General features: G+C 39.7%; 22 protein-coding genes, 1 tRNA gene and 2 pseudogenes. 20 read left to right on the plus strand and 5 right to left on the minus strand.

Annotated features, from left to right (window positions below; genetic code table 11):
• The 17 genes and pseudogenes from ACLTU0_RS06030 to ACLTU0_RS06110 form a co-directional block, all read left to right on the plus strand.
• Positions 1–245, plus strand: a pseudogene (locus ACLTU0_RS06030) (hypothetical protein); the annotation flags it as partial.
• Positions 239–730 (plus strand): hypothetical protein, encoded by a 492-nt coding sequence (locus ACLTU0_RS06035; RefSeq protein WP_412321659.1) that lies wholly within the window; start codon positions 239–241, stop codon positions 728–730. The pseudogene ACLTU0_RS06030 and the gene ACLTU0_RS06035, both read left to right, overlap by 7 nt.
• 13 nt (positions 731–743) lie before the next feature.
• On the plus strand, positions 744–938 hold the full coding sequence (gene spoIIIAC, locus ACLTU0_RS06040) for a stage III sporulation protein AC (RefSeq protein ID WP_022229966.1): 195 nt from the start codon (positions 744–746) through the stop codon (positions 936–938).
• A gap of 9 nt (positions 939–947) precedes the next feature.
• Positions 948–1,340, plus strand: a complete 393-nt coding sequence (locus ACLTU0_RS06045) for a SpoIIIAC/SpoIIIAD family protein (RefSeq protein ID WP_022229967.1) — start codon at positions 948–950, stop codon at positions 1,338–1,340.
• Positions 1,321–2,391, plus strand: a complete 1,071-nt coding sequence (locus tag ACLTU0_RS06050; RefSeq protein WP_412321660.1) for a stage III sporulation protein AE — start codon at positions 1,321–1,323, stop codon at positions 2,389–2,391. Before ACLTU0_RS06045 ends, ACLTU0_RS06050 begins: the two co-directional genes overlap by 20 nt.
• A gap of 3 nt (positions 2,392–2,394) precedes the next feature.
• Entirely contained in the window at positions 2,395–2,844 is a 450-nt protein-coding gene (locus tag ACLTU0_RS06055; RefSeq protein ID WP_022230378.1) for a stage III sporulation protein AF, read from the plus strand.
• Positions 2,837–3,328 (plus strand): hypothetical protein, encoded by a 492-nt coding sequence (locus ACLTU0_RS06060; protein WP_412275196.1) that lies wholly within the window; start codon positions 2,837–2,839, stop codon positions 3,326–3,328. Before ACLTU0_RS06055 ends, ACLTU0_RS06060 begins: the two co-directional genes overlap by 8 nt.
• Before the next feature lies 1 nt (position 3,329).
• Positions 3,330–3,986 (plus strand): SpoIIIAH-like family protein, encoded by a 657-nt coding sequence (locus tag ACLTU0_RS06065; RefSeq protein ID WP_412321661.1) that lies wholly within the window; start codon positions 3,330–3,332, stop codon positions 3,984–3,986.
• 59 nt (positions 3,987–4,045) lie between these two features.
• Entirely contained in the window at positions 4,046–4,576 is a 531-nt protein-coding gene (locus ACLTU0_RS06070) for an Asp23/Gls24 family envelope stress response protein (RefSeq protein WP_117965135.1), read from the plus strand.
• Between the two features lie 117 nt (positions 4,577–4,693).
• The gene (gene nusB, locus ACLTU0_RS06075) at positions 4,694–5,107 is read left to right on the plus strand and encodes a transcription antitermination factor NusB (protein ID WP_147513516.1); all 414 of its coding nucleotides are present in this window, start codon (positions 4,694–4,696) and stop codon (positions 5,105–5,107) included.
• Positions 5,104–6,042, plus strand: a complete 939-nt coding sequence (locus tag ACLTU0_RS06080; protein ID WP_412321662.1) for a DNA-binding protein — start codon at positions 5,104–5,106, stop codon at positions 6,040–6,042. Before nusB ends, ACLTU0_RS06080 begins: the two co-directional genes overlap by 4 nt.
• A gap of 2 nt (positions 6,043–6,044) precedes the next feature.
• Positions 6,045–7,229 (plus strand): exodeoxyribonuclease VII large subunit, encoded by a 1,185-nt coding sequence (gene xseA, locus ACLTU0_RS06085; protein ID WP_147513518.1) that lies wholly within the window; start codon positions 6,045–6,047, stop codon positions 7,227–7,229.
• Between the two features lie 2 nt (positions 7,230–7,231).
• Positions 7,232–7,462: an exodeoxyribonuclease VII small subunit gene (gene xseB / locus ACLTU0_RS06090; protein WP_022230385.1), complete on the plus strand. Its 231-nt coding sequence runs from the start codon at positions 7,232–7,234 to the stop codon at positions 7,460–7,462.
• Positions 7,455–8,339, plus strand: a complete 885-nt coding sequence (locus ACLTU0_RS06095; protein ID WP_308456379.1) for a farnesyl diphosphate synthase — start codon at positions 7,455–7,457, stop codon at positions 8,337–8,339. Before xseB ends, ACLTU0_RS06095 begins: the two co-directional genes overlap by 8 nt.
• 12 nt (positions 8,340–8,351) lie before the next feature.
• A complete protein-coding gene (locus tag ACLTU0_RS06100) occupies positions 8,352–8,798 on the plus strand; it encodes a divergent PAP2 family protein (protein WP_147513520.1) in 447 nt (148 codons plus the stop codon).
• Positions 8,798–9,241, plus strand: a complete 444-nt coding sequence (locus ACLTU0_RS06105) for a YaiI/YqxD family protein (protein ID WP_412321666.1) — start codon at positions 8,798–8,800, stop codon at positions 9,239–9,241. Before ACLTU0_RS06100 ends, ACLTU0_RS06105 begins: the two co-directional genes overlap by 1 nt.
• Positions 9,242–9,244: 3 nt before the next feature.
• Positions 9,245–9,733, plus strand: coding sequence for a prolyl-tRNA synthetase associated domain-containing protein (locus ACLTU0_RS06110; RefSeq protein WP_412321663.1), 489 nt, complete (start codon positions 9,245–9,247; stop codon positions 9,731–9,733).
• A 76-nt stretch (positions 9,734–9,809) separates the two neighbouring features.
• Here ACLTU0_RS06110 and ACLTU0_RS06115 read toward each other — a convergent pair.
• Positions 9,810–9,886: transfer RNA gene (locus tag ACLTU0_RS06115), tRNA-Asp, on the minus strand.
• 177 nt (positions 9,887–10,063) lie between these two features.
• Between ACLTU0_RS06115 and mgtE the strand changes: the two genes are divergently transcribed.
• Entirely contained in the window at positions 10,064–11,404 is a 1,341-nt protein-coding gene (mgtE, locus tag ACLTU0_RS06120) for a magnesium transporter (protein WP_337600102.1), read from the plus strand.
• Between the two features lie 168 nt (positions 11,405–11,572).
• Positions 11,573–12,754 carry an iron-containing alcohol dehydrogenase gene (locus ACLTU0_RS06125; protein WP_412321664.1) on the plus strand — a complete coding sequence of 394 codons (1,182 nt, stop codon included), beginning with the start codon at positions 11,573–11,575 and terminating at the stop codon, positions 12,752–12,754.
• A 94-nt stretch (positions 12,755–12,848) separates the two neighbouring features.
• Here the strand turns inward: ACLTU0_RS06125 and metK are convergent, their stop codons facing one another.
• From metK to ACLTU0_RS06140, 3 genes and pseudogenes are all read right to left on the minus strand, one after another.
• A complete protein-coding gene (gene metK, locus ACLTU0_RS06130; RefSeq protein ID WP_147513522.1) occupies positions 12,849–14,033 on the minus strand; it encodes a methionine adenosyltransferase in 1,185 nt (394 codons plus the stop codon).
• A gap of 91 nt (positions 14,034–14,124) precedes the next feature.
• On the minus strand, positions 14,125–15,474 hold the full coding sequence (gene ypeB / locus ACLTU0_RS06135) for a germination protein YpeB (RefSeq protein ID WP_412275205.1): 1,350 nt from the start codon (positions 15,472–15,474) through the stop codon (positions 14,125–14,127).
• Positions 15,475–15,495: 21 nt separating this feature from the next.
• A pseudogene (locus ACLTU0_RS06140) lies at positions 15,496–15,843 on the minus strand (cell wall hydrolase); the annotation flags it as partial.
• Positions 15,844–16,069: 226 nt separating this feature from the next.
• Here ACLTU0_RS06140 and spoIIR point away from each other — a divergent pair.
• On the plus strand, positions 16,070–16,690 hold the full coding sequence (gene spoIIR / locus ACLTU0_RS06145; RefSeq protein ID WP_412321665.1) for a stage II sporulation protein R: 621 nt from the start codon (positions 16,070–16,072) through the stop codon (positions 16,688–16,690).
• 74 nt (positions 16,691–16,764) lie between these two features.
• Here the strand turns inward: spoIIR and ACLTU0_RS06150 are convergent, their stop codons facing one another.
• The gene (locus tag ACLTU0_RS06150; protein ID WP_022230400.1) at positions 16,765–16,956 is read right to left on the minus strand and encodes an alpha/beta-type small acid-soluble spore protein; all 192 of its coding nucleotides are present in this window, start codon (positions 16,954–16,956) and stop codon (positions 16,765–16,767) included.
• Positions 16,957–17,050: the final 94 nt, after the last annotated feature.

The following is a 17,050-nucleotide window of genomic DNA, read 5'->3' on the forward strand; positions in this document are numbered from 1 at the left end:
GTCCTGTACCAATACTTTTCTCTTACTCAGTCACAGATGAAATAGGCAAGCAGTCGGACATTGACGCAATCGAACGGATAACAAACAGCGGTGCGGGGGTTATCGCAACTATACACGGAAGAAATATTGATATGATAAAAAGACGCGACGATTTAAAACGTATGCTGAAATTTTTCGATTTAATTATAACGTTAAGTAAGCGAAAGGGCATCGGAACGGTGGAGGAGGCTCTTACGGAATGGTGAAAATTCTCGGAGCGATAATGACAGGTTTTGCGTGTGGATATTTAGGGTTTAAAATAAGTTTTGCGATGAAAATAAGAGCGGAAAGTTTAAACAATATAATCACTTCGCTTGAAATGCTCGAAAGTGAAATAAATTTCAGTATGAATAAGCTGAAACAAGCATTTATGCGTGTGGACAAATGTGGATTGTTTAAATTCGCCGCGGAAAATATGGATGAAAAAGGCATAAAAACGGCTTGGACAAATGCGGTGAATGAATGCAGTACTAAACTGTCGTTAAAAGACGCGGACAAAGATATACTTATGACACTTGGGAAAAACATAGGAAAAACGGATACTGATGACCAGATAAAGAATATAAAATATATAAAAAGTATGATAGCCGAGCAGGAAAAACAGGCACAGAGCGAATACAGCCGTTTCGGAAAAATGTACAGAAACGGCGGTGTACTTGTCGGACTGTTGATTGTTATTATGCTGATATAATGGAGATATAGTTATGAATGTAGATTTGATATTTCAGATAGCCGGTGTCGGAATAATCGTAGCGGTATTGAATCAGCTTTTAACGCGTGCAGGACGTGACGAACAAGCTTTGCTTACAACGATAGCCGGACTTGTGGCGGTGCTTTTTATACTGTCACAGCAAATCGGAGATTTGTTTGATACGGTGAAAAATATTTTTAGTCTTTAGGTGAGAAGAATGGATATATTTAAGATTATAGGAGTGGGGCTGATAGGCGGAATTTTGTCAATGACCGTAAAGCAATACAAGAAAGAATATGCTTTGCTTGTTGCACTTGCGACAGTGACGGTGATATTGTTTTTTACGCTTGACACGCTTGAAACCGCAATTTCGCAGATTTCGCTTATAACCGAGAAAAGCGGTGTGGACACAAGATATTTTACGGCAGTTATGAAAGTGGTCGGTGTGGCATATATAACGCAGTTCGGAGCGGAAATATTGCGTGACGGCGGTGAGGGGGCTATTGCTTTAAAGGTAGAGCTTGCCGGAAAGGTGTTTATATTGGGACTGACTCTGCCGATAGTTACGGAATTTTTGGAGGTGTGCGTAAATGCACTTTCTGCTGTGTAAAATAATCATTATCCTTACGCTGATAATGCCGATAACCGCTTATGCGGACGTACCGACACTTGAGGGTGAGGATTTGTTTAATCAAACGGTGGAGAGGAGTATGACGGGTGATTTGTCGTTAAATCCGACTGATATATTAAATATGCTGTCGGACGACATTATGGGGGAGATAAGGAAATGTACCGATGATGTAATAATACTTTTTATAATAGCGGCGATTTCGGGGATTATAACAACTATTTCAACATCGTTCGGAAATAAATCTACAAGTGAGGCGGCGTTTTTCGCCTGCTTTACGCTCATGTCGGCGGCGGCGATAAAATGTTTCGGAACGGCTATGGAGTACGGAACAACGGTTGTTACGGCAATGACGGACTTTATAACGAAATTTTCACCGCTGTTGATGATTATGATTGCGACAAGCGGTAAAGCGGTATCGGCGTCAACGTTTCAGCCTGTTATGTCGGCGGCGGTGTATGTTGTGTCGATAATTATTGAGAAGTGCCTTGTACCGCTTATAGCGTTCAGTTCGGTGCTTGCGGTTGCAGGGAATATCAGTGACAAGGTACAGCTTTCGGGATTTTGTAAGGTGGTTAAGTCGATTTCAAAGTGGCTTATGGCGGCGATCATAACGATTTTTACCGGTATAAGTGCGATATACGGCTTTTCTTCTCCCGCACTTGACGCGGTAAGCGGTAAGGCGGTTAAGTTTGCGGTAGGAAGTCTTGTACCTGTTGTCGGTACGTTTTTATCCGATACGCTTGAAACGGTTGTGAGCGGAACAAGGCTTATGAAAAATGCGGTCGGAACATCGGGAATTATTATGATGTGCGTTATATGCGTATTGCCGATACTTAAAATTGGCGTGATACAGTTAATGCTAAAACTCACATCATCAATAGCCGAACCGCTTACGGATAAACGTGTTTCGTCTATGCTTTGGGAGGTGTCGGAGTCAGTTACAACGATATTTGCGGTAGTGGTTATGGTAGCGGTACTTTTTATGATTAATATAAGTATTATGTTAGCCGCCACTGGCATAGGAGGATAAGCAATGAAAGAATACATCATAACCATAATCGGTGCGACTTTGCTTTCGGCTATGGCTGGGATTATTGCACCTGAAAAGTGGCGCAGTTATGTACAGGTTATAACAGGTTTGGTTATAATAAGCTGTATCATTTCTCCTGTGACAGCTATTGTAAAAAGTGATATATTTGACGGCTTTGACAGTGTACAGGAAAACATAGCCGACAGCAGTAATATGCAGACGGAACTTGTTATAGAAGAACTGAAAAACAGGATAAACGAGGATATTAAAGCACGAATGGAAAAAGAATTTAAATTATCGGTTACGGCGGAATGTGAAATAATGGTGAATGACGAAGGTGAGATTACAGGGGTAGACAGTGTACGCGTTTACGGGGATAAATTAACGGACCGTGCAAGGAGCAGAATATGCGAGGTATACGGTTTGAAACCTTATGAGGTGCATGATGAATAAGGAAGATTTACTTAAAATATTTAAAAATAAGAATAACAGACTGATATGCTTAATATTAATAATTGGAGTTGTACTTATGGCAGTGGCAAGTGTGGACAAAAATAAAAAAGCTGACGTACAACCTACGGCAGCCGTAACAAGTGTTGAAGATGAAGAAGAGAGGCTTGCGAACATTCTTTCACAGATTGACGGTGCCGGAGAGGTATCTGTTATGATAACCTATTATTCAAGTTCGGAAAAGAACATCGCTTACGAAACGAAAGTTTCATCAAGAGAAAAGGAAGAAAGCGAGGATAAAAAGGCTGTTATGACAGACGGTGAACCTATGGTGGTAAAAGAGGTGTATCCAAAAGTCAGAGGTGTTATCGTGACTGCCGACGGGGGCGGAAACAGTGCAGTCAGAAGTGCTATTTCCGAGGCGGTTACAGCATCACTTGACGTGCCTGCACACAGAATATGTATATTTAAGAAGGAGGTAAAATAAAATGGTTTTGAAGAAGAAGGAGATAATAGCGGCATCGCTTGTGGTACTTATAGGAGTTGCCGGATACTTGAATTGGTCGTATCAAGATACAATAAGGGTACAGGACGGCGAAAGCTACGTTGAAACCGGCAAGAAACTCGGTGAGGCACAGTATGTTTCTTCCGATACGGTAGCGGAGGAAACATCAACGGACAACGCGGAACAAAACGACAGCGAGCAAGCGGAGGAAACGGCAGTAACGGAAGATGACGGCGAACAGGCAACGGACAGTCAGGAAAGCAATGTAACGGTAGAAACCGCGTCAGATTCTGGCAATTATTTTGAACAGGCAAAGATGAATAAAGAAACATCACGTTCAAAGTCACTTGAAATATTAAATCAAACTGCCGAAAACGAAAGCTTTGACGCCGATATTCGTAAAAAAGCCGGTGACAAAATTCTTGAAGAGGCAAACAACGTACAGAAAGAATCAGAAATCGAAAGTATCGCACAGTCAAAGGGCTACAGTGAAATATGTGTGTATGTAGACGGCAGTGAGGCAAATATTATGGTACGAAAAGACGGATTTTCAGACGAAGATGTAGTAAAACTTACGTCAATCGCAACCGAACAACTTAAAATTTCAGCACAAAACATAAAAATAGTTGAAGTAAAGTGATTTATCTGTTATAATATACATATAATAATTTATTCGGAAAAATTTACGGAGGTAGCATTATGGATGAAGAAATTAAGAATGTTCAAAACGAAGACGGCATAAACGAAGAAACTGCCGAAGAAACAACTGCAAATGCAGAAGTTGAAGAAGAACCAATCGGAAATATAAAAATTTCAGTTGACGTTGTATCAACAATCGCAGGTATCGCAACAACAGAGATTGACGGCGTTGCGGGAATGTACGGAACATTTGCCGGCGGTATTGCCGAAATGTTCGGTGCAAAGAAAAATCCGTCAAAGGGCGTTAAGGTTGATATGAACGAAACAACTGCAACGATTGACCTTTATATTGTGGTGGATTACGGTGTAAGAATACCGGAACTTTCTTGGGAAATTCAAGAAAACGTTAAAAACAGCGTTGAAACAATGACAGGACTTGATGTTCAAAAGGTTAATATCCATATCGAAGGCGTAAGCTTTGAAAAGGAAAAAGAAGAAAAAATCGAACTTGACAGCAACGTAAACGAAACACCTTTACCGACTGTTGACACTGATGAAGATTCTATGGACGATGAGGATATTCAAGACTGAGAAAATAAATCAAGGATTGTGTCTTATAGGCATAAGCCTTGATTTTTTTATGTTATTGTGGTATAGTTTTAACATAGAATTTAAGTAGCCTTATTATTTTGGGAAAGGAATAAAAATATGAAAAAACAGACGAGAAGTCAAGCAAGGGACGCTGCTTTTACACAAGTGTTCCAAATGAATATGCACGAGGATGATATGGACGTAATTTTGGAGGAGCTTTTAAATGCACGTCCCGAATGTGAAACAAATCTCGGTTATATAAGACAGATTATTGACGGAGTGAAAGAACACGAAAGCGAGCTTGAAGATACGGTTGCAAAGTATCTGAAAGCAGGTTGGACGCTTTCAAGAATTTCAAAAGCATCACTTTCAATAATGAAGCTTGCAATATTTGAAATGAAGTATATGGACGACGTACCGCCGAAAGTTGCGATAAATGAGGCGGTTGAACTTGCAAAGCGTTACGGCGATGACGGTGACCCTACATTCGTAAACGGACTTTTGGGTAATGTATTTAAGGAGTTAGCGTGAGTACAATAGGCTTTGATACAAGCAATTACACAACGTCAACTGCGTGGACTGACGGAAAAACCGATATAAATGTACGACAGATTTTATACGTCAAAGACGGTGAAAGAGGAATACGTCAAAGTGACGGCGTTTTTCAGCATATGAAATTAATGCCGGTGATGTATGAAAAATTGTCGGAGCAGATTGATTTTAAAGATGTTAAGGCGGTTGGAGTCAGTACAAGACCGAGATGTGTAGAGGGATCATATATGCCTGTATTCCTTGCAGGTGAGGGGTATGCAAAGGTTGTCGCTAATACTTTGGGTGTGCCTTTGTATGAATTTTCACACCAAGACGGACACATAATGGCAGGAATATATTCAAGCGGCTCTTTTGAATTGCTTGAAAACGATTTTATATCGGTACACCTTTCGGGCGGTACAACGGAAATTTTGAAAAGCCGTTACAACGAATTTAATTTTGACAATGAAATTATCGGCGGAAGTAAGGATATAAGTGCCGGACAATTTATTGACAGAGTGGGCGTAAAAATGGGTTTGCATTTTCCTGCCGGTAAGGCTTTGGAACAGCTTGCTCTAAAGACTGAAAAAGGTGAAAAACTTCCGATAGCCGTTGACGGTGCGTATATGAATTTTTCGGGTGTTGAAACAAAAGCGTCACGCATGGCGGAGAGTGAAAAATGCGATAAATCCGCTCTTGCACTCGGCGTACTTGAAAATGTTCGTGATACACTTGTTAAAACGATAAATAAGGCAATGACGGACACAAACACTCACCGCGTGTTGATTGTGGGCGGTGTTGCGTCAAATGGAATTATAAGAAACGGACTTACAAAAAAACTTGACGGTGATGTGTATTTTGCAAAAGCGGAATATTCAACCGATAATGCAGTCGGAACAGCATATCTTGCACATCTGGCACATAAGGAGGCATAGGCTTGGAACCTAAAATTGCTACCGTTTCACAGATAAACGGTTATGTAAAGAAAATACTTGACCATAATATAATACTTAATAATGTTTGGATAAAGGGCGAAATATCGAATTTTAAACATCATTATTCCGGACATCTTTATATAACGCTTAAAGACGAGGGTGGAGTGCTTAAAGCGGTAATGTTCAGAGGCAGTGCACAGTCGCTTAACTTTGAACCGAGCGACGGTATGAAAGTCCTTGCACGAGGAAGAGTAAGTGTGTATGAGGCGGGCGGTTCGTATCAGCTTTATATAGAGGAAATGATACCCGACGGCGTGGGTGAACTTTATATAGCATACGAACAATTAAAGAAACAGCTTGAAGAAGAAGGACTTTTCCGTCCTGAACATAAAAAGCCTATTCCGAAATTCCCTAAACGTGTCGGAGTTGTTACAGCCTCAACAGGTGCGGCGGTAAGGGATATTATAAATGTTATAACAAGACGTTATCCTATGGCTGAAATTGTGATATATCCTGCACAGGTACAGGGTGTCGGTGCGGCGGAAAGCGTTGTTAAAGCGATTGAATACTTTAACGCAACAAATGAGGTTGATACGCTGATTGTCGGACGCGGAGGCGGCAGTATAGAGGACTTGTGGGCATTTAATGAGGAAATCACCGCAAGGGCGATATTTAATTCGAATATACCGATTATATCGGCTGTCGGACACGAAACAGATTTTACGATTGCCGATTTCGTTGCGGATTTGAGAGCACCTACTCCGTCAGCGGCGGCAGAAATAGCAGTACCGTCAATGATTGAACTCAGAAACAGAATAAATACCGATAAAAACCGTATTTCTCAAAATATAGTCAAGCGTATCGAAAGCTGTAAATTGCTTTTAAAACGATTTAAAATGCGTACTCCTAAGGATAGGATTGACGATTATTATTTGAAGATAGATTCGCTTGTTAAATCTATGGATAACTGCATTAAAATGAAAACTATGTCGCTAAGACGTCAGCTTGCGGAACAGGCTGCAAAGCTTGACGCGTTAAGTCCTCTGCAAACTCTTTCAAGAGGATATTCGATTCCGACAAAAGAGGACGGAACTGTTATAAGAAGTGCGAACGATATGGAAAAGGGTATGGAATTTACGCTTAGAATGAAAGACGGACAGACAAATTGTGTAGTAAAGGGAGAATAGATATGGCAAAGACATTTGAACAGTCAATAGCTGAACTTGAAGAAATTGTTGAACAGCTTGAAAACGGTGACGTGACTCTTGACGAGTCACTCGGACTTTTTGAAAAGGGAATAAAATTATCGAAAAGCTGTCAGAAAATGCTTGACACGGCAGAAAAGAAAGTTTCTATACTGATGACAAATGATGACGGAGAAATAGTAAAAGAGGACTTTACAGGTGCGGACAATGAATAATATAAAGGAATTGCTGAAAGAGCAGATTAAATTTACAGACGGTTATCTTGATAAGTACCTTGCCGAAAAAGACAATCCGCAGAATATTATATACAAGGCAATGCGATACAGTGTTTTTGCGGGCGGTAAAAGACTTCGTCCGATACTTATGATGAATACTTGTAAAATGTGCGGCGGTGATGTAAATGAGGTTATTCCGTTTGCGTGTGCGCTTGAAATGATACACACATATTCGCTTATTCACGACGATTTGCCTGCAATGGATAATGATGATTTACGACGCGGTATGCCGACCAGTCATATTAAATTCGGTGAGGCAACCGCTATTTTGGCAGGTGACGCACTTTTGAACAAGGCATTTGAAGTTGTGTCGCAGTACAACGGCAACAATCCTCAAAGGGCGATTAAAGCAATGAATATGCTTGCCGTATCGTCAGGTACAGAGGGTATGATAGGCGGTCAGATTGTCGATATGGAGAGTGAAGGTAAGGATATTACCCTTGATGAGCTTAAATATCTTCACCTTAACAAGACTGGCGCAATTATAAGAAGTGCCTGCACAGTCGGCGCGTTGATGGGCGGTGCGAGTGACGGAGAAATAAAAGCCGTTGATGAATTTGCTCAAAATCTCGGTGTTGCGTTTCAGATACAGGACGATATTCTTGACGTTACAGGCGATGAAAAAGAGCTTGGTAAGCCTATCGGCTCGGATGCGGAAGAAAACAAAAATACATATGTAAAGCTTGTAGGGTTGGAGAAGTCAAAGGAATTGGCAAAGGAATATTCGGAAAAAGCAAAGAAGTCACTTGAAATGTTCGGTGAAAAAGCGGAATTTCTTATAAATCTTACAGATTACTTAATTGATAGAAAATTCTAAAGGAGATAGTTAATGTCATATTTACAACAGCTTATTTCAAATTCGGTGCTTATAACGGCTCTTATAGGTTGGTTTGCGGCACAGGTACTAAAGATGATACTCGTTTGGGATAAAAAGAAGTTTGATTTTAAGAGAATAATCGGTTCGGGCGGTATGCCGAGTTCACATTCATCTTTTGTAATGGCACTTACAATGTCTATCGGCTTTACGCAAGGTTTTGACAGTGGGGCTTTTGCAATATCGGCGGTTATGTCGTTTGTGGTTATGTATGATGCGGCAGGCGTCAGAAGAAGTGCAGGTCAGCAGGCTGCTATACTTAATAAATTGGTTGAGTCTGTTATGAATGCCGATTTTTCAAAAACAGAAAAACGTCTGAAAGAACTTTTGGGACATACTCCGATTGAAGTTTTTGCCGGTGCGATTTTGGGCGTAATAATTGCGATTATAAGGTATGTATGATGAAGATACTTGTTGATGCGGACGCGTGTCCTGTTAAAGAAATTATTGAAAAGGTTGCAAAACAGAAGAATATCGAAGTTGTTATGTATATCGATTCAAGTCATATTTTAAGCTCGGATTACAGTAAGATTGTGACGATAAGTAAGGGCAGGGACGCAGTTGACCTTGCACTTATAAACGACAGTGAAAAGGGTGACGTCATTGTTACACAGGATTACGGCGTTGCGTCGCTTGAACTCGGACGCAGTGCGTACGCAATCGGTAACAGCGGACTTATTTATGATAACAATAATATCGATAAACTTATGTTTGAAAGGTTTTTGGGACAGAAAGTACGCCGAGCCGGCAGAAAAGGCGGTAAGACGTTTAACCCGAAAAAGAGAACTAAAGAAGATGACGAACGGTTTGAACGAAATCTTTTAACGATTTTGGACAGGGGATAAAGTATGAATAAACAAGAAATACTTGATTATTTAAAAGAAAAAAATTTATTGCACGAAGTAACCGAACACAAAGCGGTTTGTAATATGGAAGAAGTATCGCAGATTTATATTCCTTATCCCGAAGCGGAGGCGAAAAATCTTTTTGTCAGAGATGATAAGAAAAGAAATTATTATCTTATAACCGTAAAAGGCGATAAAAAGGTTAATTTAAAGGAGTTTAGAAAGGAAAATAATACTCGTGCTTTAAGCTTTGCGTCGGAGGACGAGTTGAAAAGTATAATGGATGTGATACCGGGAGCGGTTACACCGTTCGGATTGTTAAACGATAAAGAGTTAAAAGTTAAATTTTTTATAGATAAAGAATTTGCAAAAACGGGACACTTAATAGCCGTACATCCGAATGATAATACCGCAACAGTGTATTTAAAAGCAGAAGATTTAATTGATATAATAAAAGAACACGGAAATCAAGTTGAGGTCATTACATTATAGAATTTGCCCATAAGGGCATTTTTTTATATCTGAAATTAAAAATAAAAAAGGAAGTACATTGTACTTCCTTTTTTGTTGGCGACCCGGATGAGGCTCGAACTCACGACCTCCAGCGTGACAGGCTGGCGTTCTAACCAACTGAACTACCGGGCCAACTCTTGACTGCTTGACTATTATAACTTATATTTAGACAAATGTCAATAGTTTTTTTGAAAAAAATAAAAAACTTTTCAAAAATATATTTTACACAAAAATCGGAATTAAAAATTGACACAAAGCAAAAATAAGGTTATACTATATATAGGACTAAAAATGATAGGAGTGATGAAAATGACAGCATTGGCTAAGACAATCGAAACATTACTTGAAAACAAAAAATATTCATCACTTCGAGATGTACTTTCGTCAATGAATGAGGCGGATATAGCGGCAATGTTTTCAGAGGTTTCTTCGGACAGTTTACCGCTTTTATTTAGACTTTTGCCGAAAGATTTGGCGGCGGATACATTCGCACTTATGGACACCGATGAGCAAGAGCTTTTGATACGCGGTTTTTCGGATAATGAAATCAAGGAAGTATTTGATGAGCTTTACGTTGATGACGCGGCGGATATAGTTGAGGAAATGCCTGCAAATGTGGTGAAACGTATTCTTAAAAATACAGAACCTGATATGCGTCAGATGATAAATGAGATATTGAAATATCCCGAGGACAGTGCCGGAAGTCTTATGACGACCGATTATATCAGTCTTAGACCGAAAATGACAATCAGTGACGCAATCAAACGTATAAGACGTACAATCAATGAGGCTGAAACGATTTATACTTGTTATGTCACTGATGACAACAGAAAACTGTTGGGATATTTGTCGGTAAAAAATCTTTTGCTTGCCGAGCCGAATGAAAAAGTGTGCGATATAATGGATAAGACCATAATATGCGTGCATACTTTGAGCGATAAAGAGGACGTTGCAAAGGATATGAATAAATACGACTTTGTAACAATGCCTGTTGTTGACGACGAGGGCAGACTTGTCGGTATCGTAACCTTTGACGACGCAATCGACGTTATGCAGGACGAGGCAACAGAGGATATCGAAAGAATGGCGGCTATCAATCCGACGGAGGAATCGTATTTCAAAACGTCTGATTTTAAACACGCCAAAAACAGAATTTTTTGGCTGTTGATACTGATGTTGTCGGCGGCGATAACGGGAACTATTTTAACAAAATATGAGGACGCGTGTGCGGCGATACCTGCACTTGTATCGTTTATTCCTATGCTTATGAGCACGGGCGGTAACTGTGGTTCGCAAAGCTCAACAATGATAATTCGCGGAATGTCGGTTGACGAAATTAAACTGAAAGACTTCTTAAAAGTCATATTTACCGAATTCAGAATTTCGCTTGTAATATGCGTTATATTGGCAATCGTAAACGGTGTGCGAATATGGATAATGTCAGGTGATTTGCAAATTGCGACTGTGGTGAGTCTGTCGATTATATTTATAGTCATAATTTCGCAGTTTATAGGCTGTTCACTGCCTATGCTTGCAAAGCGTTGTAAGCTTGACCCCGCTGTTATGGCGGCACCGCTTATAACGACCATTGTCGATGCAACGAGTATTTTGATATTTTTCAATATCGCAACAAGATTTTTTAATTTATGATTTTAAAAAGTGTACAAAATAAACCAAGAAATTTATGCAAAAGGTAAATTTTTTGTAAAATAGGTTTAAATCATTGAAAAACTGAATATAAAGTGATATAATGTAGTTGTTAGATTGATAATAATTTAACAACTACTTTTTTCTTATTATTAGAGGAGGTTATTTATTATGGGAAGATTTACATTACCAAGAGATTTGTATTACGGAAAGGATTCACTTGAAAACCTAAAGAATATTGACGGTAAAAAAGCTATCGTCGTATCGGGCGGCAGTTCAATGCGTCGCGGCGGTTTTCTTGATAAAGTAGAAGCATATTTAAAAGAAGCAGGAATGGAAGTACAGTTGTTTGAAGGTGTTGAGCCTGACCCGTCAGTTGAAACTGTTATGAAGGGTGCAAAGGCTATGACAGATTTTCAGCCTGATGTAATCGTAGCAATCGGCGGAGGTTCACCGATTGACGCGGCTAAGGCTATGTGGGCATTCTATGAATATCCTGAGGTTACTTTTGAGCAACTCTGTACACCTTTCTCATTCCCGAAACTTCGCCAAAAGGCTAAATTTGTAGCTATTCCGTCAACATCGGGTACGGCTACTGAAGTTACTGCATTTTCGGTTATCACAGATTATGCAAAGGGTATCAAGTATCCTCTTGCAGACTTCGAGATTACACCGGACGTTGCAATCGTAGACCCACAGCTTGTTGAATCATTGCCGATAAAGCAAGTTGCATACACAGGTATGGACGCACTTACTCACGCAATCGAGGCATATGTATCAACGCTTAATTCACCGTTTACAGACCCTCTTGCAATTAAGGCAATAGAGATGGTGCTTGATTACTTACCGCAGTCGTATAAGTGCGATATGAACGCGAGAGAACAAATGCACTATGCACAATGTCTTGCAGGTCAGGCATTCTCAAATGCTTTGCTTGGTATAGTTCACTCAATGGCACATAAAACAGGTGCGGCATTCTCAACAGGTCATATTCCTCACGGATGTGCAAATGCAATTTATTTGCCGTATGTAATTAAGTACAACGCACACGAGCCAGAGGCTATGCACCGTTATGCAGATATTGCAAGACGTGTAGGACTTGGCGGAACATCTGAAAAGGCACAGGTAAATGCTCTAATCGCTAAGATTGAAGAATTTAACAGAGCTATGAATATCCCTAAGACATTGCAGGAATTCGGTGTTAAGGAAGATGAATTTAAAGAAAAATTGTCATCAATCGCCGAACTTGCAGTAGGTGATGCTTGCACAGGTTCAAACCCACGTTCAATTACTCCGGAACAGATGGAGAAATTGTTTACTTGCACATACTACGGTACAGAAGTAGATTTCTAATGAAAAAGTTATTTGTATTACAAAAAGCACATCGTAAGATGTGCTTTTTGAGTGCATAAAAAATCCGATGGTTAATGCCATCGGATTTTATTAGTTATTTAATTGCAGCTTTCAATTCTTCCACTTTATCAAGTTTTTCCCAACTTACGCCTAAATCCTCACGTCCCATATGACCGTAAGCGGCAAGGTTTTTGTAGATAGGCTTTCTCAAATCAAGTTGTTTGATAATTGCGTGCGGTCTTAAATCAAATACTTTTTCGATTGCCTGTTCAATCTTATCTTCATCAACTGTTGCAGTACCGAAAGTATCAACCATTATTGAAACAGGGTGTGCAACGCCGATTGCATATGCAAGCTGAACTTCACACTTCTTTGCAAGTCCTGCCGCAACAACATTCTTTGCAACCCAACGAGATGCATATGCGGCACTTCTGTCAACCTTTGTAGGGTCTTTACCCGAAAAAGCACCGCCGCCGTGTCTTGCATAACCGCCGTATGTGTCAACGATAAGTTTTCTTCCAGTTAAACCGCTGTCACCGTTAGGACCGCCGACAACAAATCTGCCTGTCGGATTGATATAAAACTTAGTGTTTTCATCGATAAGTTCAGCCGGAACAGTTGTTAAAATAACTTCTCTCTTAATATCTTCACGAAGTTTTTGAATATCAACATCAGGAGAATGCTGGCTTGATACAACAACTGCGTCAACTCTTACGGGTTTATCGTCATCATATTCAACAGTAACTTGAGTTTTGCCGTCAGGGCGAAGATAATCAAGGATACCGTCTTTTCTTACTTGTGTAAGTTTCTTTGCCATTTTGTGTGCAAGAGAAATCGGCATTGGCATAAATTCGGGTGTTTCGTCACAAGCGTAACCGAACATCATACCCTGGTCGCCGGCACCTGTTGAATTTTCGTTGTCATTACCGCCTTGTTCACGGTTTTCATAACCGTCATTAACGCCTTGCGCAATATCAGGCGACTGTTCGTCAATAGCCGTAACAACGGCACAAGTTGTACCGTCAAAGCCGTATTTAGCTCTGTCATAGCCTATGTCAAGAACAACCTGTCTTGCAACCTTAGGGAAATCAACATAGCAAGATGTTGTAATTTCACCCATAATTGAGATTATACCCGTTGTACAAGTAGTTTCGCAAGCGACTCTTGCCATCGGATCTTCTTTTAGTATTTCATCAAGAATTGCGTCAGAAATTTGGTCACAGATTTTATCGGGATGACCTTCTGTTACAGATTCCGAAGTAAATAATCTTTTACTCATTGGTTTTATTTCCTTTCCTATATTTACAATGTACCTATAATATACTATTATATATTGTATCGTAAATACACGAAAAAGTCAATATATTAAATTATACTGTCAAAATTCCTTCTTCCGATTCGATAAGCAGGAATATTTCTTCTTCACGACCGTTTTCGGCATTGACATAGATTAAAAAGTTTTTGCCGTTAAAAACACCCTTAAATTCATAGCAAAGCACTTCTCTCATACTGTCCTTCGGAACAAGAGCAAGTTTTGTTGCGGTCACGTCAAGTCCTGTGGATATTTTTGATTTTGCGTCATCAACGGAAAGTGCAGGGGCTGATAAGTTTCTCTCTGCGTGATTCATAATATATCCGTTTGTTTCAAGACCTACAATTTCACCTGTATCGAGTGCAACACGAACTTTTACAAGGTCACTGTAACACGTTACGTTGTCCTGTACATATGCAAAGTTTATCGTTGCGATACCGCCTGATTTTTCATAATAACTGCTCTGCATACTGTAAAAACCGTTTTTCTGCAAAAATTCAGCCGCTTTGTCTGTTGCGGAATTAATGTCAAGACGTTCGCCGTCAATATTTCTGCTGTTCAGATATGAAAGAATATATCCACCGTCTTTTGTTATACTTATTGAAATTTGATTTGAGTCGGTGTTTTTCACAAATGTGTATGACGGTATTGCGGTATTTTCCGAAAGACTTTCAAAAGCCAAGCCGTTTGTACCGACAAATTTCTCAGCGGTGTTCAGTGCGTCCTCTTGTGAAATTGTGTGTGCGTTTTTCAAAAGTGCAGGCTCTCTGTTTTCAATATGCTCCGAGAACGGACCGTCATATATAAGTGACGGATATTCGTCAAATGATTTTTCTACGTTCGCCAAATCGTCAAGTACGTTTGAATCTGCCGCGTCTGCGACTGTTCCGCGCTGTCTTGTCCGTGACTGTGAAATGCGTACTTCTCCGTTGTAAATTTTTGTTTCTATTTCTGAGAGCGTATTTTTTAGTGTTGCGGCATATTCGTTCATTGACGCAAGATTGTCATATTCTTCCTGTGAAATTTCTTCGCCGTTAATCATTGACTGCGAAAGCACATAGGTGTAATCGCCGACTTGTGAAAGAAATTTTGACGTGTTGTCAAGCTGTACCTCTGATGTGGGAAGCTGACCAAGACATGACTTTGCCTCTGCACTTTGTCTAAAAATATCGCTCGAAAGTTTTGCAAGCTGTGCGGGACTTTTTGTAAGTTGTGTTTTGCTCAAAAGAGTGTCTATATCGTCAACATAACCGACAAGCTCGTGGAACGCTCTGTTGTACTGATTTTCTGTGGTAACTTCAAGTGCTTTTGCATTTTTCGTTGCGGTAGCACCCCATATGACTGCGGCGATTATTCCTACAATAAGTATTGTATACAGCCAAACGTGTATGCTTTTTTTTCTCTCCATATTATTTTCCTCTCTCTCATATTATTTGCAAAATCTGTGTTTGCCGATGGTTTTAATAAGCGGTCTTGACCATATCCAAGCATTTGTGGCGGTGTCGGGATTAAAATAGTATATCGCGCCGCCGGACGGATCCCAACCGTTTAAAGCGTCATTGCAGGCTTTGTAAACCGTAGAATTTTCATCGATAGGAACATTTATCTGTCCGTCACTGACCGCCGTAAATGCACCCGGCTGATAGATAACACCCGAAATTGTGTTAGGGAATGACGAATGACGTACACGATTTAAAATAACTGCCGCAACGGCAACTTGTCCTTCGTAAGGCTCACCGCGTGCCTCGCCGTTTACCGCTCTTGCCAAAAGCTGTTTTTCGTTTGATGAGGCACTTACCGCATATGCGTTGTTTTCGTTAGTGTAATAAACGACGCCGCAAGTTATCAATGCAAATGCCAGAACGACAGATATTAATTTTTTCATATTACTTCCTCCTTGTGATTTTTCTTTAGTATTTCCATAAAATCGTAATAAATATGTATGCGAGATGAAAAATAGGTTAATAATTTCAATACAAAATTAAATCGGTGAGGTATGAATTATGAATAAGATAATAGCGGTATTTTTGGTGGCACTTTGTATGACGGTTTGTGTAACTGCATATTCGGACGATGTACAGGCGGATTTGCAGGATAATTTGATAAGATTACATATTATCGCGGACAGTGACGATGATAACGACCAAGCAGTTAAATTAAAGGTGCGTGACGCAATTTTAAAAAATGTCGGCGACAGACTTTCAAAAACGGATAAAAACGAATGTCGCGATGAGATAATAAACGATTTAAGTGAATTTGAAGATATAGCGAATGACGTACTTCGTGAAAACGGTTTTTCATATACGGCACACGCCGAATACGGTAAATTTGAGTTTCCCGAAAAAACATATAAGTCAATGATTTTGCCGGCGGGCGAATATTACGGTGTAAGGATTGTTCTCGGCAGCGGTGAAGGACATAATTGGTGGTGCGTTATGTATCCGCCGTTGTGCTTTAAAGAGGGCGAGGAAGTTCGGCTCAGTAAAGAAAGCGAAAAAATTCTTCGTGAAAAACTTGATAAAGATACTTACGATATAATTACCAAAAACGATAAAGAAGTTGTTGTTAAATTTAAGTTGGTTGAAATAGTTCAGGAAATAAAGCAAAAGATAAACGGTGATTAAAAATGATTTTCATTTTTAATCACCGTTTTTGTGATTTGATTAATTTATGATAGTAAGTTTACTTTCAGAATGTCTTATTTCATTCTGCTTTCGTAATCAGCTATCATCTTTTTAACCATTTGACCGCCGATACTTCCGGCTTGCTTTGCTGTAAGGTCACCGTTGTAACCTTGCTTTAGGTTTACGCCTACTTCGTTAGCTGCTTCCATTTTGAACTGCTCCATAGCTTGCTTTGCCTCAGGAACTTGAATCTTGTTTTTACTCATTTTGTTTTCCTCCTTAAAACCAAAGTCCTAATCTATTTAAAATTTTGTGTCGAATTGTATCGACTACACTAATATTTTGTACATTGATGAAAAT

Source organism: Hominilimicola sp. (genome assembly GCF_046972485.1).
GTDB lineage: Bacteria > Bacillota > Clostridia > UBA1381 > UBA1381 > Hominilimicola > Hominilimicola fabiformis.